General features: G+C 72.9%; 15 protein-coding genes. 7 read left to right on the plus strand and 8 right to left on the minus strand.

Annotated features, from left to right (window positions below; all coding sequences use genetic code 11):
- The first annotated feature begins 6 nt into the window (after positions 1-6).
- The 3 genes from cbiQ (at position 7) to tsaD (ending at position 2,820) form a co-directional block, all read left to right on the plus strand.
- Complete coding sequence (gene cbiQ, locus ACIBW6_RS03525; RefSeq protein ID WP_399056104.1) at positions 7-756, plus strand: cobalt ECF transporter T component CbiQ; 750 nt, start codon at positions 7-9, stop codon at positions 754-756.
- Entirely contained in the window at positions 753-1,610 is an 858-nt protein-coding gene (locus ACIBW6_RS03530; RefSeq protein WP_399056106.1) for an energy-coupling factor ABC transporter ATP-binding protein, read from the plus strand. Before cbiQ ends, ACIBW6_RS03530 begins: the two co-directional genes overlap by 4 nt.
- Positions 1,611-1,761: 151 nt before the next feature.
- Complete coding sequence (gene tsaD / locus ACIBW6_RS03535) at positions 1,762-2,820, plus strand: tRNA (adenosine(37)-N6)-threonylcarbamoyltransferase complex transferase subunit TsaD (protein WP_399056420.1); 1,059 nt, start codon at positions 1,762-1,764, stop codon at positions 2,818-2,820.
- 220 nt (positions 2,821-3,040) lie between these two features.
- On the opposite strand, the gene ACIBW6_RS03540 is transcribed toward tsaD, so the two are convergent.
- Positions 3,041-3,628, minus strand: a complete 588-nt coding sequence (locus ACIBW6_RS03540) for a helix-turn-helix domain-containing protein (protein ID WP_399056108.1) — start codon at positions 3,626-3,628, stop codon at positions 3,041-3,043.
- Positions 3,629-3,726: 98 nt separating this feature from the next.
- On the opposite strand from ACIBW6_RS03540, the gene ACIBW6_RS03545 reads away from it, so the two are divergent.
- Positions 3,727-4,740 carry an NAD(P)/FAD-dependent oxidoreductase gene (locus tag ACIBW6_RS03545; RefSeq protein WP_399056110.1) on the plus strand — a complete coding sequence of 338 codons (1,014 nt, stop codon included), beginning with the start codon at positions 3,727-3,729 and terminating at the stop codon, positions 4,738-4,740.
- A gap of 107 nt (positions 4,741-4,847) precedes the next feature.
- On the plus strand, positions 4,848-6,485 hold the full coding sequence (locus ACIBW6_RS03550) for an MFS transporter (RefSeq protein ID WP_399056112.1): 1,638 nt from the start codon (positions 4,848-4,850) through the stop codon (positions 6,483-6,485).
- Between the two features lie 107 nt (positions 6,486-6,592).
- Here ACIBW6_RS03550 and ACIBW6_RS03555 read toward each other — a convergent pair whose 3' ends face one another.
- The 7 genes from ACIBW6_RS03555 to ACIBW6_RS03585 form a co-directional block, all read right to left on the minus strand.
- Complete coding sequence (locus ACIBW6_RS03555) at positions 6,593-7,786, minus strand: M15 family metallopeptidase (RefSeq protein WP_399056114.1); 1,194 nt, start codon at positions 7,784-7,786, stop codon at positions 6,593-6,595.
- Between the two features lie 184 nt (positions 7,787-7,970).
- Positions 7,971-9,080: an NUDIX domain-containing protein gene (locus ACIBW6_RS03560; protein WP_399056117.1), complete on the minus strand. Its 1,110-nt coding sequence runs from the start codon at positions 9,078-9,080 to the stop codon at positions 7,971-7,973.
- A 23-nt stretch (positions 9,081-9,103) separates the two neighbouring features.
- Positions 9,104-11,095: an ABC transporter ATP-binding protein gene (locus tag ACIBW6_RS03565; RefSeq protein ID WP_399056121.1), complete on the minus strand. Its 1,992-nt coding sequence runs from the start codon at positions 11,093-11,095 to the stop codon at positions 9,104-9,106.
- A 198-nt stretch (positions 11,096-11,293) separates the two neighbouring features.
- Positions 11,294-11,563: a GlsB/YeaQ/YmgE family stress response membrane protein gene (locus ACIBW6_RS03570; RefSeq protein ID WP_399056123.1), complete on the minus strand. Its 270-nt coding sequence runs from the start codon at positions 11,561-11,563 to the stop codon at positions 11,294-11,296.
- 117 nt (positions 11,564-11,680) lie between these two features.
- Positions 11,681-12,754, minus strand: a complete 1,074-nt coding sequence (locus tag ACIBW6_RS03575; RefSeq protein WP_399056125.1) for a TIGR00341 family protein — start codon at positions 12,752-12,754, stop codon at positions 11,681-11,683.
- Positions 12,755-12,796: 42 nt separating this feature from the next.
- Positions 12,797-14,689 (minus strand): alkyl/aryl-sulfatase, encoded by a 1,893-nt coding sequence (locus ACIBW6_RS03580; RefSeq protein ID WP_399056128.1) that lies wholly within the window; start codon positions 14,687-14,689, stop codon positions 12,797-12,799.
- Between the two features lie 101 nt (positions 14,690-14,790).
- Positions 14,791-15,552: a maleylpyruvate isomerase family mycothiol-dependent enzyme gene (locus tag ACIBW6_RS03585; protein ID WP_399056130.1), complete on the minus strand. Its 762-nt coding sequence runs from the start codon at positions 15,550-15,552 to the stop codon at positions 14,791-14,793.
- A gap of 445 nt (positions 15,553-15,997) precedes the next feature.
- Here ACIBW6_RS03585 and ACIBW6_RS03590 point away from each other — a divergent pair, with 445 nt between their 5' ends.
- Positions 15,998-18,634, plus strand: a complete 2,637-nt coding sequence (locus tag ACIBW6_RS03590) for a S8 family serine peptidase (protein ID WP_399056132.1) — start codon at positions 15,998-16,000, stop codon at positions 18,632-18,634.
- A 2-nt stretch (positions 18,635-18,636) separates the two neighbouring features.
- Complete coding sequence (locus ACIBW6_RS03595; protein ID WP_399056134.1) at positions 18,637-21,582, plus strand: FG-GAP repeat domain-containing protein; 2,946 nt, start codon at positions 18,637-18,639, stop codon at positions 21,580-21,582.

The raw sequence follows: 21,582 nt of genomic DNA on the forward strand, positions 1-21,582 counted from the left end.
CCTCTCGTGCTGCCGATCGACGTGGCGGCGCACAGCAGTCGCTGGCGCCGCCGCCACCCCCTGGAAAAAGCCGTCCTCGGCCTCGGACTCACCGCGCTCGCCGTCACCCTGCCACCGTGGCCGGGGGCCGTCCTCGTCCTCGTCGCGGCCCTCGCGCTGCTGCTGGGCCCGGCCGGCGTGGCCGCCCGCAAGGTGTGGCGGGCCTGGCGCGTCCCGCTGGGTTTCTGCCTCACCGGCGCCGCCACCCTGACCGTGCGGATCGGCGGCCCGGGGGCGTTCGTCGCGCTCGCCCCGCACGGGTGGGAGCGCGCGGCGGACGTCCTGCTGCGTTCCTGCGCCGCCTCGCTGGGGGTGCTGTTGTTCGCCTTCACCACCCCCGTGACCGACGTCCTGACCTGGCTGTCGCGGCTGGGCGTGCCCGCGCCGGTCGTGGACGTGGCGCTGGTGATGTACCGGATGATCTTCCTGCTGCTCGCGTCGGTCCGCAGCATCCGCGAGGCCCAGGCCGCGCGGCTCGGCCACGCCACCCGCGCGGCCGCCTTCCGCTCCCTGGCGGGGCTGGGCGGCGTCGCCTTCGTCAAGGCGTTCGACCGTGCGGGACGCATGCAGCAGGGCCTTGCGGGCCGCGGCTACGACGGCACCCTGCGCGTGCTGACCGCCGACACCCCTGTCTCCCCCCGCTTCGTGGCCGGGGCGCTGGGACTGCTCACCGCGCTGGCGGTCCTCACGTACGTACTCGAAAGGCTGCTCCGATGAACGATGACGCCCTGGTGGCCTTGCGCGGGGCGTCGTACGCCTACGAGGACGGTCCCCTCGTGCTCAGCGACCTCGACTTCGCGATCCGTCCCGGACGCGCCCTGGCCCTCCTCGGCAGGAACGGCAGCGGCAAGACCACCCTGATGCGGCTGCTGAGCGGAGGGCTGCGTCCCCGGACCGGGCACCTCGCTCTCGACGGAGTGCCGGTGACCTACGACCGGGCCGGCCTGACCCGCCTGCGGACCACGGTGCAGCTGGTGTTGCAGGACCCGGACGATCAGCTCTTCGCGGCCTCGGTCGCGGAGGACGTCTCCTTCGGGCCGGTCAACCTGGGGCTGCCCCGCGACGAGGTCGCCGGGCGCGTCGCGTGGGCGCTGGCCGCGCTCGCCATCAGCGACCTCGCGGACCGGCCCACCCACCTGCTCTCCTTCGGCCAGCGCAAGCGGGCCGCCATCGCGGGAGCCGTCGCCCTGCGCCCCCGTGTCCTGATCCTCGACGAGCCCACGGCCGGCCTCGACCCCGAAGGGCAGGAGCGTCTGCTGGACACCCTCGCCGGGCTCCGCGCGGACGGCACCACCGTCGTGATGGCCACCCACGACGTGGACCTGGCGCTGCGCTGGGCCGACGACGTCGCCCTGCTCACCCCGTCCGGCCCGCACCTGGGCCCGGCCGCCGCCACGCTCGCCCGCGCGGACCTCCTCGCGCAGGCGGGACTCCGGCCCGCCTGGGGGATCGCCGCCGGGCGGCTCCTGCGCGCACAGCGGCTGATCGAGGACGACGCGCGGGGGCCACGCACGGCGGCGGAACTCGACGCGTACGCCGCGGCCTTACGAGGCGGGGAGGCCGCCGGCTGAGCGGGTCCCCGGGCCGCGCCGTACGCGACGCGACTCCGCCCGCGCCTGGCCGAAGCCGGGCCGCCTCCGGGGGCGGTCCGCCGCACTCGCTTGTTGCACATATATTGCAACTGCGGAGTATGTGCAGAAGGAGGCCGTGGTGAGCGGACCGGTGGTGCTGGGAATCGAGTCGTCGTGCGACGAGACCGGCGCGGGAATCGTGCAGGACGGAAGGCTGCTGGCCCACGTGGTGGCGTCGAGCATGGACGAGCACGCGCGGTTCGGCGGTGTCGTGCCCGAGATCGCCTCGCGCGCCCACCTCCAGGCGTTCCGGCCGGTCGTCCGGCAGGCGCTGGCCGAGGCCGGACTGCGGCTCGGGCAGCTCGACGCGGTGGCCGTCACGACGGGCCCCGGCCTGTCGGGGGCCCTGCAGGTCGGGCTGGCCGGAGCCAAGACGCTCGCGTACGCGGCGGGCGTGCCGCTCTACGGCGTGCACCATCTGGCCGGGCACGTCGCCGCGGACACGCTGGAGCACGGCCCGCTGCCGGAGCCGTGCGTCGTCCTGGTCGTCTCCGGCGGTCACACCTCGCTGCTCCTGGTCCGCGATCTGGTGCGCGAGCCGATCCTGCATCTGGGCGACACCCTGGACGACGCGGCCGGCGAGTGCTTCGACAAGGTCGCCCGCATCCTGGGGCTGCCCTATCCCGGCGGGCCCGCCATCGACCGCGCCGCGCGGGAAGGCGACCCGCGCGCGGTCGCCTTCCCCCGTCCGCTGACCAGACCGGGCGACGACCCGTACGCGTTCTCCTTCTCCGGGCTCAAGACGGCGGCTGCGCGCTGGGTGGAACAGCACCGGCTGCGCGGCGCGGAGCCGTCGGTCGCCGACGGCGCCGCGGCTCTGCAGGAGGCCGTCGCCGACGTCCTCACCCGCAAGGCCCTGCGTGCCTGCCGTGACCACGACGTGCGCACGCTGATCGTCGTCGGGGGAGTGGCCGCGAACTCCCGGGTCCGGGCCCTGGCCGAACAGCGCTGTGCGGCGGCCGGGATCGAACTGCGCGTACCGCCCATGACCTTGTGCACCGACAACGGCGCCATGATCGCGGCGGTCGGTGACCTCCTGGTCCGCTCCGGCGCCGCGCCGGCCCCGCTCGACGTGTCCGTCGACCCGTCCGCCCCCCTGGAGTACGCCTCCCTCACTCCGCTGCCCGCGCCGGCGGTTCGGGCGGCGTGAGGCGAGGCATGCCATGTGGCCCGTGGGGCCGTCGTTCGTCTGCCGCGTCGTCGTGGCTGGTCGCGCAGTTCCCCGCGCCCCTGAAAGGCGCCCTCCGGGCGCCCCTGTCTGTCTGTGCGTCCGGTGGGGGCTGGTCGCGCAGTTCCTCGCGCCCCTGAAGGGCGCTCTGCGTGCGCCTCTGTTTGTCTGGGCGTCCGGTGGGGCTGATCGCACGCGAACCTCAGGGAGCTGCCTGGGCGTCGTCGCCGCCATCGCTCTGGTGGCCGCGGCGGGCGTCGCGGTCGAAGATGCCCAGGATCTCGCAGGGTCCGCCGTCGGCGCCGATCGCGTGGGGCATCATCGTCGGGAACTCGGCGGCCTGGTTGGCCTCCAGGCGGAAGCGGCGGTGGCCGAGCATGAGCACCGCCCGGCCGGACAGTACGACGAACCATTCGCGTCCCGGGTGCGCGCGCATGCGCGCGGGGTTGTCGGGAGGCGGTTCCGTCATGCGCTGGCGGACCACGCTCATCCCGGGATCGGCCTTGACGGTCCAGCGCATGCGGCCGTGGGTGCTGTCGATCGTCGGGCTGGTGACGACGTCCTCGGTGGCGGTCTCCACGAGCTGATCGAGCGTGGTGTCCAGGGCGCGGGCGAGGGTGACCAGCTGATCCAGTGCGAGGCGGCGCCCGCCGTTCTCGATACGGCTCAGCGAGGACTGGCTGAGGTGGGCGCGGGAGGCGAGGTCCTCCAGGGACAAGCCCTGCGCCACCCGCAGAGCACGGATGCGTTTGCGTACGAGGCTGTCCAGGTCGTCGACTTCTTGCGTCATAGGCAAGAGTGTATGCCTTCGCGGCAAGCCGGGCTTAGCGTCGGGTGCAGCTGGTCCGCACCGTCCGGGGACCGACGCACGAGGAAAGGCAGGAGGCCATGACGGTCCACACATCTCCCTACGCGAGTGACGCACTGCCCGCCGAGACCGTCGACGTGGCGGTGCTGGGCGGGGGCGCGGCGGGTCTGAACGGCGCGCTGATGCTCGCCCGCTCCCGCCGTTCGGTCGTCGTCATCGACAGCGGCTCACCGCGCAACGCGCCCGCGCCGGCCATGCACGGCTTCATCGTCCTGGACGGCACCCCGCCGTCCGAGATCCTCCGGCGGGGCCGGGAACAGGTGCGCCAGTACGGAGGGCGCGTCGTCCACGGCGAGGTGGCCGCGGCCGAGCCCGCCGCCCCGACGGCGGACGGCGATCTGCAGTTCGCCGTCACCCTGGCCGACGGCCGGAGCGTGACCGCGCGCCGGATCCTGGTGGCGACCGGCCTGAAGGACGTGCTGCCCGAGGTCCCCGGCATCCAGGCGCACTGGGGCCGCGACGTGGTGCACTGCCCGTACTGCCACGGCTGGGAGGTGCGCGACGAGCCCATCGGCGTCCTCGCCACCGGCCCGGCCTCCGTCGGCCACGCCTTCCTCTTCCGGCAGCTGACCGACGACCTCACCTACTTCACCCGGGGCACCGACCTGGACGAGACAGCCCGCGCCCGCTTCGCCGCCCGCCGCATCCGCGTCGTCGACACCCCGGTGCGGGAGATCGTGGACGACGCCGACGGCACGCTCGCCGGGGTCCGGCTGACCGACGGCCAGGTCGTGGCCCGCCGCGTGCTCGCGGTCGCCACCCGGATGGAAGCCCGCACCGGAGGCCTCGCCGGTCTGCGGCTGCCGGTGGAGGACCTCCCCGACGGCATGGGCCGCCGCTTCGCCTCCGGCATGGCCGGCACCACCGCGGTGCCGGGGGTGTGGGTGGCAGGCAACGCCACCGACCTCACCGCCCAGGTCGGCGCTGCCGCGGCGGCCGGCGCCCTGGCGGGCGCCCACATCAACAGCCTGCTGGCCACGGCGGACACCGACGCCGCCCTTGCCCTGGACCAGAGCAGAACCCCCGCCCTCTGACATCTGGCGTCGCACCGGACCCACACGCCTCTGGCGCGTGCGGGCCCGGCCGATCTGGCGCACCCGGCGACCGGCGATGCCCCGGCCTGCCCTCCTGAGAGGAACTCATGAGTACGAACCAGCCCCCACAGGCCACGCCGCTCGACGGCGGGGGCACTCCCGACGCGCGCCGGCTGCGCGCGATCCTGATCGCCGTCTCGGTCGCCCTGATGGCGGTCATCGCCTCGGTGACCGGACTGAACGTCGCGCAGACCCACATGGCCGTGGAGTTCGACGCCTCCCAGGGCACGGTCCTGTGGATCATCAACGTCTACACCCTCGCCCTCGCGGCGCTGCTGCTGCCGCTCGGCGCCCTGGGCGACCGGATCGGCCGCAAGCCCATGCTTGTCGCCGGACTCGGCGTGTTCGGCGCCGCCACCGTGGCCGCAGCCCTGGCCCCCACCGCGGAGGTGATGCTCGCGGCGCGCGTCGTCAGCGGCATCGGCGCCGCGATGATCATGCCGGTCACGCTGGCCGTCATCACCTCCACCTTCCCCGAGGAGAAGCGCGGCAAGGCGATCGGCGTGTGGACGGGTGTCGCCGGGGGCGGCGGCATCCTGGGCATGTTCCTCGCCGCGCTCCTCGTCGACGCCGCCGACTGGCGCTGGCTGTTCGCGCTGCCCGTGGCCCTGGTCCTGGCGGCCCTGGCCATGACCCTGACGTCGGTTCCCGACTCCCGCGAGACCCCGGCCCACCGGTTCGACACCGTCGGCGCGCTCGTCTCCGCCGTCGCGGTGACCGGCCTCATCTTCGTCCTGCAAGAAGGCCCCGAACGCGGCTGGACCGCGCCCGCCACACTGACCGGCCTGGCCGCCGGGCTCGCCGCCGCCCTCGGCTTCGTGGCGTGGGAACTGCGGCGCCGCGACGCCGCCCTGCTGGACGTACGCATGTTCAAGGAGCGCGGGCTGTCGGGCGGTTCGCTCGTCCTGCTGGTGGTCTTCGGTGTCCAGGCGGGCATCGGCGTGGTCCTCTTCCCGTTCTTCCAGGCCGTGCTCGGCTGGTCGGGCCTGCTGTCCACGGTCGCGATGATGCCGATGGCCGTCGCGATGATGCTCTCCTCCGGCCTGGCCCCCAAGCCGGCCGCACGGTTCGGCGCACGCGCGACCATGGTCGCGGGCATCGCACTGTCCGGCGCCGGCATGGCGTTCATGGCGCTGTTCGTCTCGGTGGGCGGCGGCTACCTCTCCGTCCTGCCCGGCCTGCTCGCCATGGGCGCCGGGATGGGCCTGTCGATGACCCCGTCCACGGAGGCCGTCACCGCCGCCCTGCCGCGCGAGAGGCAGGGCGTCGCCTCCGCCCTCAACGACGTGACGCGCGAGTTCGGCACCGCGCTCGGCGTCGCCCTGCTCGGCGCGCTCGTCTCCGCCGGCTACCGCGACGCCATCGACGACAAGCTGCACGGCATCCCCCGGCCGGCCGCGGACACCGCCCGGGAAGGCGTCGCCAACGCCGTTGAAGCGGCGGACGGCACCGGCCCGCATGCGCAGGAACTGCTCCACGCGGCCCAGCAGTCCTTCGTAGACGGCTGGCAGCAGGCGATGTGGGCAGGCGCCGCTGTCATGGCGGTCCTCCTCGTCCACATCGCGCTCCGCGGACCCGGGAACCCCGCGCCCCGCGACCCAGGGAACACCGCGCTCGGCGGCCCCGGTGACACCCCCTCCACGGTCGCGGACGAGACGGCCCCCGCCGAGGCGGCCACCCGCTGACCGTACGTGCGCCGGTCCGGTGCGCCGAGCGTGGCCGTCGCGGAGGGTCCGGATCCGGTGCGCCCGGCTCGGCCGGCGGCCGGGTCAGGGGCGAAGTCCCCGGTGTGTCAGGGCAGTTCGACCGGCCCGTAGCGCGCGTACGGCTCCTGCCGCAGCAGCGCGTCGTACCGGTCCGCCGCCGAGAAGTGCCAGAACTCCGTTCCGTAGTTCGTGAAGCCCGCGCCCGCCATGGCGTCGAGCAACAGCGTGCGGCGGTGGCGCGCGTCGTCGCTGAGGTTCGTGGCGTGCGTGAAGCAGGCGCCGTCGCTCTCCTCGGGGGAGGCGTTGACGCGGGTGCCGAGGTCGAGTTCGTGGCCGTCCTGGTCGACGAGGGTGACGTCCACGGCGGCGCCCGCCGAGTGGGGCGCGATCTCCGGGGGCGACACGTACCGGCTGGCCGCCCGGTGCAGCTCCTCCGCGGACCAGTCGGGACGAGCCGCGGCCAACTCGTCCCGGTACTCGGTGAAGTAGCGCTGCTGGAGGGCGGGCGGCCGGTACCCCTCCACGAACAGCAGGTCGGTACCGGCGGGCAGCAGCGAGCGGGCATGCTGCAGCCGGGCCAGGACACCCTCGCGCACGTACGCGAAGGCACTCTGCGGGTCCTGCTTACGGGGATCGACGCGGATGCCGTGGTCGCGTACGTCGACGAGCGGCTCCCCGCACTCGCGCACGGGGACGGCGGCGACCTGCGGATCGGACATCAGCACCAGAGGCTTCATCGCTTCTTCCCAGGCCCCGGTGGGCCGCGGCACCGGGACGGCGGAGCCGGCGGCCAGACCGGTCTCGCGCAGGATGCGCGCGACGGTGTCCCGCAACGTGCTCTCGGCCGGGATCACGGTCTCCAGTCCGCCGGGCAGCAGATCCGACTCCCGGTACCAGGAGGTGAGATGGTCGGCCGTGACCTGCTGCCGGTAGACGGCGTCCGCCTTCGACGCGTGCCGGACGAAGGTCGTCTCCAGCGGCACGTCGAGGTAGTAGCAGTGGGAGACCCCGCGGTGGTCCCGTACCAGGGAGGTGACCATGTGGCCGTAGTGGTCGGCGTACAGGATCCCTTCGAGCACGACGTGGAACCCGGCGTCCAGCGCGTCGCGGGCGATCCTGCCCAGCAGGGCGATGTTGGCGCCACGCGCGGTGTCGTGCTCGCGGAGGACGTTCCGGCGGATCACGTCCTGGCCCACGATCGCGACCCCGCGGCCGTACTGGTCGCGCAGGCCCTGGGCCACGCTGGACTTGCCCGACGCCGAGTTGCCGCGGACCACCACGAGCCGGGTGTCCGCACGCCCTGCGGCAGGCGAGGAGGGCGTCCGGCGGCGCGCCCCCCTCACGCGGGCCGTCCCGCCGCGAGCGGGCGGGGCCCGCTGTTCCGGGCGCGGGCGCGGTCGTACGGACCGACAGCGCGCAGTCCGGTCCGTTCTGGTGTTCCTCTGTTCGGACGCGTCATGGTGCTCACAACCGTAGGCCCTCATCCGGGATCTCCTCGACGGTGGTGGGGCGCGCGACGGGCAGGCCCCACCTGTCGTGTGCCAGGGCCGCCGCGAGCTGGGCCTGCCGCGCGCCGGCCGGGCCCCAGCCCAGCAGTGCCGCTGCCTGGGCGGGGGTGGTGAGCAGGCGGGCGACCGTGCGGTCCGTGGCGGGGTCGGCGGCCGCAGGGCCGACGGCGGTGACCCGGGCGGCCAGGCGGAGCCGGGCGTTGGGCCCGGTGCCGCCGTAGACCGCGCCGGTCTCGTCCAGCACCCAGCCCAGACGTACCGGATCGACCAGCGTGAGCTGGGCCTCCTCCGCGGCTTCGCGGTGCAGGGTGTCCTCGGGCGTCGGGTCGGTGTGCTCCGTGGTACCGCCGGGCAGCATGGGCAGAGCGCCTCGGGGGCCCGGGTCGGCGCCGAGGACGACGCGGCCGTCAGGGAGGAAGCACCAGCCCCAGGCCTGCCGCACGTGGAGCCCGTCGGGCACCGTGCCGGGGCGGAGCGGGCGGTCCCACAGGGGCCGGTGGCGGACGTGGACGTCGAGGCGGTCCAGCACCGGGACGCCGAGGACGTGCCGGCCGTCGGCGAGGTGCGCGGTGCCGGTGTGCCCGAGCCGGGCCCGGTAGGCGGCGAGCATGAGCCGCCCGTCCGCGGGCCGCAGTCGCTGCCCCGCTTCCTGGGTGTCCAGGAAGGCGTACGCGGACAGTTCGTCGCGCGGCAGGCGGACCGCCGCCACCTGGGCGGGGGCGAGGGTTCCCCCGTCGAAGACGAACTGGATCTCACCGGGGCACGGCACGTCCGGCCGCACGTCGGGGTGGCCGGAGGCGAAGGAGCGGACGGCGAGCACGGCCGACAGCGGCAGGTCCAGGCCCAGTTCCTCCCTGATCTCGCGCCGGCAGGCGTCGTGCGGATGTTCGCCGGGGTCGACGGCGCCGCCGGGCAGCAGCCACGAGCCGTCCTCGCGGTAGGTGGGGCGCACCAGCAGGACCCGGCCGGCCTCATCGGTGATGAGGGCGGCGGCGCCGAGCCACGCCGCGTGCCGGGACGCGGCGTACCGCGCGGCGGGGTCCAAAGGGGAGAGGGGAGAGGTCATGCTGGCTCTGCCTTTCGGGCGGGTCACACCTGGTCCGGGACGGCGGGTGCGGCAGGGCGGGGCAGGGGAGCGCTCGGGGCGTACTGAGCGGCTTGGGCGTCGAACATCGCGGCGTACTTGCCCTGCTGGGCGAGGAGTTCGTCGTGGGTGCCGTGTTCGGCGAGGTGCCCGTTGCTGAGGACGTAGATGTGGTCGGCGTGGCGGACGCCGGACATGCGGTGGGTGACCAGGACGACGGCCCGGTTCGGGGCGGCCAGGCGGCGGATGCGGTCGAACGCCTCGATCTCGGCCTCGGGGTCGAGGGCGGAGGTCGGCTCGTCCACGATGAGGACGCTGTCCGCCCGCGACGTCGAGCTGCGCCAGTGCGTGCGGGCCAGACCGACCTTCTGCCACTCGCCGCCGGACAGTTCGATGGCGCCGCGGAACACCCGGGCCAGCAGGCTGCGCAGGCCGTCGGGGAGCTTGGCGATGACGGGACCCGCGACGGCGTAGTCGACCGACGGTGCCAGGTCGTCGTCGGTCGCGGGGTGGTCGGGGCGGCCGAGGCGGATGTTCATCGCGGCCGTCACCGGCCAGCGCTGGAAGTCCTGGGTGAGCAGCGAGACCCGCTGGAAGACCTGGGCCCGGTCGAGGCCGGCGATGTCCGACCCGCCCCAGCGCAGGGTGCCGGAGGCGGGCAGCAGCATGCCGGAGAGGATCTTCATCAGGGTGCTCTTGCCGGAGCCGTTCTCGCCCACCACCGCGGTCACCGATCCCATCGGCAGGGTCAGGGTCACGCCGTCCAGGGCCGGGGTGTCGCGGTCGGGGTAGCGGTAGGTGACCCGGTCCAGGACGATCTCCGCGACCCGTTCGGGGACGGGCGCACCGCCCGCGGGCAGCGTCCGCCGGCCGGCCTCGGTGAGGAAGCGGCCGTGGTCGCGGACGTAGAGGCTCTCCTCGTGCAGCTGGTTGACGTTCATCACCAGCGCGCCCAGGCTCGCCGAGCCGGTCCGCACCGCGATGACGGCGGTCCCCGCCACCGCGAGGCTCATGTGCCCGGCCAGGATCAGCCAGAACATGGTGCCGTAGGTCGCGACCATGGCCAGCCCCGACAGGGCGGAGGCCACCCACTCGGTCAGGGCCTTGCTGGAGGCGAGGCGCTCCTGCTCGGCCTCGGCGCTCTCGGCCATGCGTTCGTACCGGCTGAGGAGGAAGGGACCGACCGCGTGCAGCCGGACCTCCTGCGCCGCGGTGCGCTCGGTGAGCAGGTTGCCGATCAGGCGGCTGGCCCGCACGTGCTCGATCCAGCTCATCACGGACACGTACCGCTCCTGGGCGACGCGCATGGCGCCCCAGCCGCGCGGGGCGGCGATGAGGATCAGCATGGGCAGCAGGACCGGGTGCAGGACGGCGAGGACACCCGCGGTGGTGATCAGGGAGATGAGGCCGTTCAGCGCGGCCACGCAGGAGCTGATCATGCGACGCGCGGAGCCGGGGCCCTGCTGGGCGATGTCCACGAGCCGCCGGAAGTCGGGGTCCTCGATGGCCTCCAGCTCGACGCGGGCCGCGGCGGCCAGGTACTGGGTGGTGGCGATCCGCTCGACCTTGGGTTCGAGCCGCCCCGCGCGGGAGGTGGACCAGGCGGACAGGGCGGAGTTGACGACGGCGATGAGCGCGGCGGCCACGAGTCCAGGCAGCAGCGCGTGCAGCCGCTCGGCGGCGCTGCCGTCACCGGCGAGCAGGGCGTGCATGACCGCGTTGACCGCGAGCAGCCCGGCTGCCGCGGCGACGCCCTGGCCGATCTCGCTCACCCCGACCGACAGCAGCGCGCGCCGGTCGGCCTGCCAGGCCAGGCGCAGCGTTGCTGCGACGAGGCCGGGCATGGAGCGCAGCGCGGACAGCATGGTGAGGTCGAGCGTCGCGTGCTCGTGCTGGGACCACCCCATGTCGTAGCGCAACGGCCCGCCGAACAGCTCCTGTTCGGCGTCGGAGACCTGCGGGTCGGCCATCGTGACCGGACCGAAGAACCTCTTCATCGAGCGCCTCCCGTGGGTGAGCATGGGGCAGACCGTGACGGTGTGGGGGTGCGGTGCCGGTCCGGTAAGGGCTCTTCCATCGCTACCCAGAACTGCCCGTCGTGCGCGCGCCACGGAAGGGGAGGGCGTCCCCGCACGCGGAACGGCTCCTCCTTCCGGGGAAGGAGGAGCCGTTGGGGGCTACGCGGGAGCGCGCTGTCAGGCGTGTCGTCGGTTTCCGGCGATGACGCGGTAGAGGATCAGCAGGATCAGCGATCCGACGACGGCGGCTATCCAGGTCGAGAGGTCGAAGAACCCGTCGATGGAGTCGACTCCGAAGATGACCTTGCCCAGCCAGCCGCCGAGCAGCCCGCCCGCGATGCCGATGAGCATCGTGATGATGATGCCGCCGGGGTCCTTGCCGGGCATGAGCAGCTTGGCGATGGCACCCGCGAGCAAGCCGATGACGATCCACGCGATGATGCTCATGAGCTCTCTCCTGTCAGGTGAAATAAAGGCTGTATAAGCGTGTGTTCCGCTTGGCTGCTTTCAAACGCATGCCTTTCGCATAACTGTCGATGAGGAGCAACTCGGCTGCTTCGGGGCTCAGTTGCCAGGAACGGCTGACGTCATGGCGACCCGGGGGCCGGGCCCGGCCGGTCGCGCGACCGAGGTGTCGCGGACGGCGCAGGTGTCCGTGTCCGCCGGGCACCAGTGCGTGCGGCCGCCCACGAGGTGCAGTTCGAGGTCGGCGTCGCGCATGCCGTGGCGGTCGAGAGCGGCGCGCAGCGCGGTGGGGGCCGGCATGGGCGGCAGGCCGAGGACGCCGATGACGACCACGCCGTTGCGGGCCTCGACCGAGGCGATCTGCCACTTGCCCGCGGAGGCCCACCGTTCGGCGACGGGACGGGCGTTCGCGGCGAGGGCACGGTCCCGGGCGACACTGATCGTGCCGGTGGTGAGGGGCACCGCGATCAGCAGGACGACGGCGGCGACCGCCACGAGGGTGCGCCCGTGGAACTGCCCGACCCGGCGGCCGGAGTCCTCGGCCGCGGCCCGGATGCCGTAGACGAGGAAGACGAGGGTGCCGGTGGCCACGATGGCCGCCACGTTGGTCGCGAACAGCAGCGCCGATTCGCTCGCGTCGTGGTAGCGGCCGACCGTGATCAGCAGCCCGGTCACCGCGAGCGGCGGCACGAGGGAGATGGCGATGGCGACGCCGGGCAGCGTGTCGGAGATGTCGGCACGGACCAGGGCGAACGCGCCGACCGTGCCGGTGGCGAGAGCGGCGAGAAGGTCGATCAGGCGCGGGCTGATCCGGGAGCTGACCTGGCTGTTGGAGGCGAAGCCGTCCGGCGGCGCCGCGATCCAGCCGAGCAGCATGCCGACCGCGACGACGGCGAGGGCCCCGCCGAGCACCAGCAGCGCGCAGCGCACCACCTGGGCGCGGTCGGCGAGGACGAGAGCCAGAGCGCTGCCCAGGATCGGCGTCATCAGCGGAGCGACGATCATCGCGCCGATGACGGTCGCCGTGGAGTCGCCGACCACACCCGCGGCGGCGATGACCGCGGCGAGGGCGAGCAGGCCCCAGAAGCGGGTCGAGGTCGGGCTCGTGAAGTCCCGCTCGATGAACAGCGTGTCGGCCATCCGGCGGACCGTGCCGGCGTCGACAGCGGCCATGCGTCACATCCCTTCGGACGGGGAACGGTGTGTTGTCGCCGGTCAGGGCGTGACCATGGGGAAGTCGCGGTCACCGGGGTCGAGGAGCGCCGAGAACCGTTCCAGCGCGCCGAGGTCACCGTCGGCAACGACCCCGGCCTGCTGGAGGCCCTGCGGCGTGAGGCCGGTCGTGGTGAGCGCCGACAGGCCCGGCACGGTGGCGGTGAGAGCGACGTCGGCGGGGGTCTTCTGCGCGGCGCGGGTGTAGGTGAGGACCCCGTTCTCCAGGGTGAGGCGGTAGTGCGCGCCGGCGTCGGTGAGGTGGACGTCGATGGTGATGTGTTCGCCGAACGCCCGCGGGCCGTCGATCTGGACGGCAAGGGCGTCGAAGAGCATGGCGGGGGAGAGGTGCGCGATGATGTCGGGCGACGCGGTGACGGTGGGCGTGCCGAACCGGCCCTGGCGCAGTTCGGTGCTGCCGGACAGATAGAAGTTGCGCCAGGTTCCGTTCTCGGCGCCGTAGCCGAGCTGTTCGAGGGTGTCGGCGAGCAGCTCGCGGGCGGCGCCGTGGCCGGGGTCGGCGAAGACGACGTGGGAGAGGACTTCGGCCGCCCACCGGTAGTCGCCCTCCTCGAAACTGCCCCGCGCCTTGTCCACGACCGTGTCGGCGCCGCCCATGAACTCCACGTAGCGCCGGCCGGCCTCGGCGGGCGGATGCTGCCACAGGTGGGCGGGGTTGCCGTCGAACCAGCCCAGGTAGCGCTGGTAGATCGCCTTGAGGTTGTGGCTGACCGACCCGTAGTAACCGCGGGCGTGCCAGGCGTTCTCCAGCGCGGGCGGCAGCGGGAGGTGTTCGGCGATCTCGGCTCCGGTCCAGCCCTTGTTGATCAGTCGAAGCGACTGGTCGTGGAGGTAGCCGTACAGGTCGCGCTGCTGCTTGAGGAAGGCCACGACCCTCTCCCGGCCCCAGGTGGGCCAGTGGTGCGAGGCGAAGGCGACGTCGGTGACCTCGCCGAACAGGTCGATGGCCTCGGTCAGCGCGTGGGACCACAGGTGCGGGTCGCGGACCACGGCGCCGCGCAGGGTGAGCAGGTTGTGGAGCGTATGGGTGGCGTCCTCGGCCGTGCACAGGGCGCGCAGATCGGGGAAGTGGATGAGCAGTTCGGCCGGGGCCTCGGTGTCGGGGGCCATCTGGAAGACCATCCGGATCCCGTCCACCGTCTCGGTCTGCCCGGTCTCCGTGACGGTCAGGGTCGGCGGGATCAGCGTGACCGTGCCGGTCGACGTGGTCTGCCCGAGACCGGCGCCCACCGCGCCCCGCGGCCCGCGGGCGAGCGCCGCGCCGTACATGTAGGCGGCGCGCCGCCCCATCGCGGTGCCCGCGTACACGTTCTCCGCGACCGCGTGCTCGGTGAAGCCCTCCGGCGCGATGACCGTGACGCGGCCCGCGTCGACGTCCTCCTGCGTGGTGACGCCCTTGACGCCACCGAAGTGGTCGACGTGCGAGTGGGTGTACAGCACCCCGGTCACCGGCCGCGGACCGCGATGCTCCCGGTACAGCTCCAGCGCCGCGGCGGCGGTCTCCGTCGAGATGAGCGGGTCGATGACGAGGACACCCCTGTCGCCCTCGACGAAGGTCACGTTCGACAGGTCGAGCCCGCGGACCTGGTAGACGCCGTCGACGACCTCGAACAGGCCCTGTTCGGCGACCAGTTGAGCCTGGCGCCACAGGCTCGGGTTCACCGTCTCCGGCGCCTCTCCCCGGAGGAAGGCGTAGGTGTCGTTGTCCCACACGGTGCGCCCGTCCTCACCGCGGACGGCGTTCGGGGCGCGGCGGGCGATGAGCCCGCGGGTCGCGTCCTCGAAGTCCTGCCGGTCGGCGAACGGCAGACGCTCGCGCAAGGCGGCCTGCTGACGGGCGATGGGAGGCTGCACAGCCTTCGATGGAGAGGTCATTTGCCAAGATTCGCACCACAAGTAGCATTTCAGTCTCTACGACGCGATCCGCGCCCGGGGTACGACGCCGGCCGCCTCGGCCGCACCCCCGCGGCCCCCGGCTACTCCTCGGGCTCCCAGGCGATCAGCTGCTCGAACACCCGCTGGTCGCCCTCGGTCCTCAGGTCGCGGAGCGTGCGCCGGCCCCAGACGAAGAGGAGCAGCTGCTCGGCCGTGCCGGTGGCCGAGACGGAGGCGGGCGCCGCGTCGTCGGTGAGGGGCGCGGGCCAGGCGCCGGTGCTGTCCAGCGTGAGGAGCCAGGAGCGGCCTTCGGTGGCGTGGTACTGGACGGTGGCCGCCTCGTGCGGCCAGGCCACGGGGGTGGAGTTGCAGGTGTCGAGGAACTCGGCCACGCCGTCGAGCGCCACGTCCGCGGGCATCGGCCGCACCGCTCCCGCGGCGAGCTGGGCGTCGTACGTGTGCACCAGCACCTCGTGCACCCGGCGCCGGGCCACACCCCAGGCGTTCGCGGGCGAGACGCCGGCGCTCCACCAGGTCCAGCACGCGCGCTCCGGGCCTACCGCGCGGAGCGCACGCAGCAGTAGCTCGTGCGCGTCGGCATACCAGGACAGCAGCGCCTCCGTCCCGCGCGGCACCTCAGCGACCTCCTTGGCGGGCGGGGCCCCGGCCGGGCCCGCGGCGACGATCGCGGCCCACCAGCGCTGGCCCGTACCCAGGTGCCGCACCAGATCGAGCACCGTCCACCCCGGGCAGGAGGGCACCGGGGCGTCGAGGCTCGGCGCAGCGGTCACCGCGCTCCGGAAGGCGGCCGACCGCTCGTCGAGCAGGCGCAACAACGTGGGGAACTCAAGACTGACTGTCACCTCGCCTACCTACCACCCGGGTTGAGCCCTCCGCACCCGCTTTTCCAGGGGCGCGCTCCTGCCGCCAGTGACACACGGCCCCTGCCGCCAGTAACGCACGAGTAACGCCCGCACCCGAAGCTGACCGTCCGCGCTCCCCTGGACACACCGGCAACGGGATGGGGAGGGACGCCAGTTGTGGTGGCCCGTGGTCCAGGGGGAGCGTGTGTCGCGGCGCGGCCCTTGCCCGTCCCGCGCCGGTCACCCGGGCCCCACGCCGCCCTCCCGGACCGTGCCGCCCCTCTCGCCCCCTGATCGTGCCCCGATCCGTGCCTGCCCCCGGCGCTCTCCGACAGCCCCCGATTCACAAGGCCCGCCCCTACGCCCCAGCGTTCAGTAATTCCCCAGTAACGGCCCCTTTCTAGCGTGCGAACTCCATCGAACCGTTCCGGAGGAGTGCCACCCGATGCACCTGCCCCGACCGCCCCGGCGCAGAGCCGCCTCATGGGCGGCGGCCGCGTTCACCGCGACCGCGCTGGCCACCGGCGTCCTGCCCGCCGTCGCCGAACCCTCGCCCACGGCCGACTCTGCGAAGGTCGACTCGGCGCTGCGCAGCGCCGTCGCCGAGGGCGGCGAAGCGCAGTTCTTCGTCGTCCTCAAAGACAGGGCCGACCTGACAGCCGCCAAGAAGCAGCCCACCCACGCGAAGGCCGCGAAGGTCGCCTACGACACGCTGAAGGCCACCGCCGAGGACAGCCAGAAGTCGTTGGCCGCCTTCCTCGACAAGAAGAAGGTCGGCCACAAGAACTACTGGATCGCCAACACGGTCCAGGTCACCGGCGACAAGGCCCTCGTCGACACGCTCGCCCGGCGCCCGGACGTGGCCTCGATCATCAAGCAGCGCTCGTTCAAGGTCGACGACGGCGTCACGACCGACAAGAAGATCAGCACGGCACGGGGAACGGACGCACGGGGAACGGACGCACGGGGAACGGACGCACGGGGAACGGACGCACCGGGGACAGGTTCACCGGGAACGGACTCGTCGGCCGACGGCGACACCACACCCGAGTGGGGCGTCTCCGACATCAAGGCGGACCAGGTCTGGGACCAGTACAAGGACCGCGGCGAGGGCATCGTCATCGCCAACGTCGACACCGGCGTGCAGTACGACCACCCGGACCTGGTGAAGCAGTACCGCGGCAACAACGGCGACGGCTCCTTCACCAACGACTACAACTTCTACGACCCGTCGGGCACCTGCCCCGCCGACGGCACCCCGTGCGACAACCACGGCCACGGCACCCACACCATGGGCACGATGGTCGGCGCGAACGGGACCGGCGTCGCGCCGAACGCGAAGTGGATCGCCGCCAAGGGCTGCGAGAGCGGCGAGTGCTCGGAGGGGAACCTGCTCGCCGCCGGCCAGTGGATCCTCGCGCCGACCGACCACAACGGCCGGAACCCGCGCCCGGACCTCGCCCCGAACATCGTCAACAACTCGTGGGGCCAGAAGGACAGCACCACCCCCTTCTACGAGGACATCATCGACGCCTGGAACTCCGCGGGCATCTTCGAGGCGTTCGCGGCCGGCAACGACGGCGACGGCACCACCTGCTCGACGGCCCACCCGCCGGGCGCCCAGGCCCCCACCTACGCGGTCGGCGCCTACGACGCGGCCGGCAAGATCGCCGACTTCTCCGGCTTCGGGCCCTCACCGGTCGACGGCTCGGCCAAGCCGGACATCGCCGCTCCCGGGGTCGACATCCGCTCCACGTACCCGGGTTCGACGTACGCCACCGAGTCCGGTACGTCGATGGCCACCCCGCACCTCGCGGGCGCGGTCGCCCTGTTGTGGTCGGCGGCACCCTCGCTGATCGGCAACATCGACGAGACCCGCCGCCTCCTCGACGCGGGCGCCCGCGACGTCGACGACACGCACTGCGGCGGCACCGCCGGCGCCAACAACGTCTGGGGCGAGGGCAAGCTCGACATCCTGGCCTCCATCGACAAGGCACCGCACACCGCCGTCGACGTCACCGGCAGGGTCACCGACACCGCCACCGGCGCCCCGCTGCAGAACATCACCGTCAGGGCCACCGGCGCCGACGGCGTGCACACCGTGACCACCGGCCCCCAGGGCACGTACAAGGTGCCGCTGACCGCGGGCACGTACGACTTCGCCTTCAGCGGCTACGGCTACGCGGGCAGGAAGCTCACCGGAGTCGAACTGACCGAGGGCAGCCCGCTGACCCAGGACCTCACGCTCATCCCCCTCGCGCAGCACGCCGTCACCGGCACGGTCCTCGACGTCACCGGCAAACCGCTGCCGAAGGCGACCGTCGAGGTGACCGGCACCCCGCTCGCCAAGGCCACCTCCGGCTCCGCCGGCACGTTCACGCTGCCGAAGGTCGCCGAGGGCACGTACACGCTGAAGGTGACACCCGCCGCGCCCGTCCTGTGCAACGGCGAGTTCACGGCCGAGCTGAAGGTCGACGGCGACGAGACCCGTACCGTCCGGCTCCCGAACCGCACGGACGGCTCGGGCACCTCCTGCGCGCCCGCCAAGTACTCCTGGACGGCGGGCGCCCGCAAGGTCGCGCTGAGCGGCGACGAGGACGCCAAGACGGTGCCGCTGCCCTTCCCGGTCTCCTTCTACGGCGTGACGTACTCCAGTGCTGCGGTCACCACCGACGGCCTGGTCGACTTCCTCTCGCCGCGCATCGGGGACTACGCCAACGAGCCGCTGCCGACGCAGACCCAGCCGAACGGCATCGTCGCCCCGCTCTGGGACGACCTGGTCGTCGACAAGAAGGCCGGCGTGCAGACGGCCACCACCGGCAAGGCGGGCCACCGCACGTTCGCCGTCGTCTGGAACAACGTCGCGTTCGCGGACGGTGGCAGCGGCCGCGCCACCTTCGAGGTCCTCTTCGACGAGGCCACCGGCGCGATCACCTTCCAGTACAAGTCCGTCCCGGGCAATGGCTCCTCCGCCACCGTCGGCGTGGAGAACCAGGCCGGCACCGACGCCCTCCAGTACGCGTACGACCAGGCCGTCCTGAAGGCCGGTTCGGCGATCCGCTTCACGCAGGGAGCCAAGTGATCATGAGAGCCACCTCCTCCCGGCGGGCCCTGACGCTCGCCTCCGCCCTGGTCGCGGCGGGACTGACGCTGACGGCGGCGCCGCACGCGCCGGCCGCCGACGGCTCGACCGACGCGACGACGCTGAGCAGCGGCGAGGCCAAGACCCTCGCCGACCACATGGGCGTCGACGTGTACGGGGACGACAACCCGTACGCGGCCGGGCAGGACGCCGCGGGCACGTCCGACGCGCCCGGTGCGTCGGGTACCTCCGACGCTCCCGGCCAGAAGGCGTCGGCGGACGCGTCCACGGCGGACGCCGCCGCCCCGGTCACCTTCACCGGCACATCGACGCTGGAAGGGGCGCGCGGTGTGGCCGCGACCGTCCCGGCCGGCTCCGACGGCAGCTACTTCACCGTGCACAGCCTGGGCAACGTCCAGCTGCACAAGGCGGACGGCTCCACCGCCTGGGCTCGCACCAACGCCTCGTACTACGCGGACTGGCAGGTCAAGCCGGTGCAGCCGTGGCGGACCGAGCCGTACCCGGCGCGCGTCCTGATGGGCTACAACGCCGTCGCCCCCTTCGCGCCCTACTCGGACCAGGGCTTCGACACCGCCGACCTGACCGGTGACGGCACCAAGGACATCGTCTTCTCGGCGGCCGTCGGCATCTTCGACCCCCGGTCCTTCACCTCGCCCGGCTCGTCGCTCACCTCCGGCACGTTCGTGACGGTCCTCGACGGCAGGACCGGCAGGACGGCGTGGTCCAAGCTGTACTCGTACGCCACCAACGTCAAGGTCGTCGACGGCACCCTGCTCATCGCCGACGCGCCACGCCAGAACCGGTCGGCGCCCGCCGACGAGACGGCCACCCTCACCGGTATCCGCTTCTCCCACGCCGACGGGAAGCTCACCCCCGCCTCGACGTGGACGTACGACACCGGGACGACCGCGGCCGCCGGCTGGGCGGCGCTGGAGTCCGCGGGGGACGGCAAGGTCGCCGCCTCCTGGGACCTGCGCAAGACCGCCACGAACGCCGCACGCGGACGCACCGTCCTCCTCGACACGAGCGACGGCTCGCTCACCTGGCAGTCGGACAGCGCGCTCTACGGCCGCCAGCTGCGTCTTGACGCGTCGCGGCGCCGGATCGTCGCCCTGGAACAGGCGGACACCTCCGACGCGGTGCGGTACGAGATCGCCGCGTACGACCTGGCCGACGGCGGGCGGACCACGCTCGACAGCCGCGTAAACGTCCTGCCCACCGCGCTGACCCTCGGTGACGCGGCCGCGGGCGGCGGCAGCGAGATCGCGGTCAGCGAATCGTCGTACACGGCGTCGTTCTACGTGAACGCCAGCACGATCCGGGTCCTGAACGGCTCGGACGGCTCGACGGTCAAGTGGTCGTACACGACCAAGCGCTCCGCCGACAACGCCGAGGACGGCCCCAGCACCTGGAACCTCGTGACCAAGGGCGGGAAGCTCTACGCCGCCGCACAGGACGACCAGGGCATGGGCACCGCGCTCAACCCGGGCGGCCTGCGCTACGGCTCGCTGACCGCGTTCACCAGCGGCGGCAAGGTCACGTGGCGCCGGCACGGGCTGGACGCCTCTCCGATGTACCAGCAGCTGTACGCGTCCGGCGGCACCGACTACGTCCGCACCGTCGACCAGCAGCAGAACATCCACGACTACAAGCTGGGCAACGGCAAGCAGAAGCGCCTTACACCGTTGCAGGGCGACCTCAACTACGGCAAGGCCGCGGACTTCGACGGCGACGGCAAGCAGGACGTCGTCGTCGGCGGCTCCTCGCACGGCGTGTGGGCGTACTCCGGTACGTCGCTCGCCGGCGGGTCCCCGAAGAAGCTGTGGCAGGCCACGGTCCCCGGCGAGGTGCACAACCTCGCCACCGGCGACGTGAACGGCGACGGCACACCCGATGTCGCCGTGGCCGCCGACAGCGCCACCGCGGTGCTCGACGGCAGGACCGGCAAGGTCCTGACGACCATCGACGGCAAGGGCGCCTACGTCCGCTCGGTCACCGTCGCCGACGTGAACCGCGACGGCAGGGCCGAGATCCTCGTCCCCACCGACGCGCTGCGCGTCTACGACGCGCGCGGCACCCGGCTGTGGTCGTACTCCGCGCCGGCGAGCGCGGGAGACGTGGTCTTCTCCGACACCGTGGTCTCCGGCGGGCAGGTGTACACGCAGTACACCAGCCCGAACGCGCTCCAGGTCGCCGACGCCTCCGTCAACGGCGTCGCCCTCGACGGCAAGGGCGCCGTGCGGTGGACCGCCGACCCGAAGGCCCCAGAACAGGCCGCCGACGGCAAGCTGCACGGCGCGGTCCTCGTCAACGGCGTCTTCGCCTCGCCGCACATCCCCTACGCGGACGGTCACGCGGTCGTGTACACCTGGATCGTCCAGGCGGACCCGACCGTGGCCGGCGACCTCGCCACCGCCTCACCGCGCGTGGTGACCGAGATCCGGGACGGGCGCACCGGTGAGCTGATCCGCCAGTTCCTCAACGGCAGCCCCTGGTCGCACGGCAACTACTTCACCGACGACCAGAACGACGTGCTGTACCAGATGAGCTTCGGCGTGATCAAGGGTTATCCCGGCGAGGGCAAGGAGGACACGTACGCCTCGGTGATCGCGCCGCTGCGCACGGTCGGGTTCGTCCACGGCCCCGGCGGGCGCAGGCTGGTGGCGGGCGGCACCGAGGCGGGGCTCGCCGCCTACGACCCGGCACAGCTGACCAACGGCGGGGTCTTCCAGTCCAGCATCGGCGGCGCGAGCCTCATGGGGGGCCGCAGCTACCTCGCCGCCGACCTCGACGGTGACGGCACCGACGAGATGGTCTCGCTCAACTTCGACCACTTCGGCATGAACCGGATGGCGGAGCTACTGGGCGGCGGCGTCCTCTCCCTGGACAACGGCATCCACCAGATGACGACGTACAAGCTCTCCTGA

Origin of the sequence: Streptomyces sp. NPDC049813 (assembly GCF_044465085.1) — a bacterium.
Taxonomy (GTDB): Bacteria; Actinomycetota; Actinomycetes; order Streptomycetales; family Streptomycetaceae; genus Streptomyces.

What these genes read in the sequence shown, in the direction of transcription:
- ACIBW6_RS03530 (WP_399056106.1), top strand. Translation starts at nt 753, where the DNA reads ATGAACGATGACGCCCTGGTGGCCTTGCGCGGGGCGTCGTACGCCTAC.
- ACIBW6_RS03540 (WP_399056108.1), bottom strand. Translation starts at nt 3,628, where the DNA reads ATGACGCAAGAAGTCGACGACCTGGACAGCCTCGTACGCAAACGCATC.
- ACIBW6_RS03545 (WP_399056110.1), top strand. Translation starts at nt 3,727, where the DNA reads ATGACGGTCCACACATCTCCCTACGCGAGTGACGCACTGCCCGCCGAG.
- ACIBW6_RS03550 (WP_399056112.1), top strand. Translation starts at nt 4,848, where the DNA reads ATGAGTACGAACCAGCCCCCACAGGCCACGCCGCTCGACGGCGGGGGC.
- ACIBW6_RS03560 (WP_399056117.1), bottom strand. Translation starts at nt 9,080, where the DNA reads ATGACCTCTCCCCTCTCCCCTTTGGACCCCGCCGCGCGGTACGCCGCG.
- ACIBW6_RS03565 (WP_399056121.1), bottom strand. Translation starts at nt 11,095, where the DNA reads ATGAAGAGGTTCTTCGGTCCGGTCACGATGGCCGACCCGCAGGTCTCC.
- ACIBW6_RS03570 (WP_399056123.1), bottom strand. Translation starts at nt 11,563, where the DNA reads ATGAGCATCATCGCGTGGATCGTCATCGGCTTGCTCGCGGGTGCCATC.
- ACIBW6_RS03575 (WP_399056125.1), bottom strand. Translation starts at nt 12,754, where the DNA reads ATGGCCGCTGTCGACGCCGGCACGGTCCGCCGGATGGCCGACACGCTG.
- ACIBW6_RS03580 (WP_399056128.1), bottom strand. Translation starts at nt 14,689, where the DNA reads ATGACCTCTCCATCGAAGGCTGTGCAGCCTCCCATCGCCCGTCAGCAG.
- ACIBW6_RS03590 (WP_399056132.1), top strand. Translation starts at nt 15,998, where the DNA reads ATGCACCTGCCCCGACCGCCCCGGCGCAGAGCCGCCTCATGGGCGGCG.
- ACIBW6_RS03595 (WP_399056134.1), top strand. Translation starts at nt 18,637, where the DNA reads ATGAGAGCCACCTCCTCCCGGCGGGCCCTGACGCTCGCCTCCGCCCTG.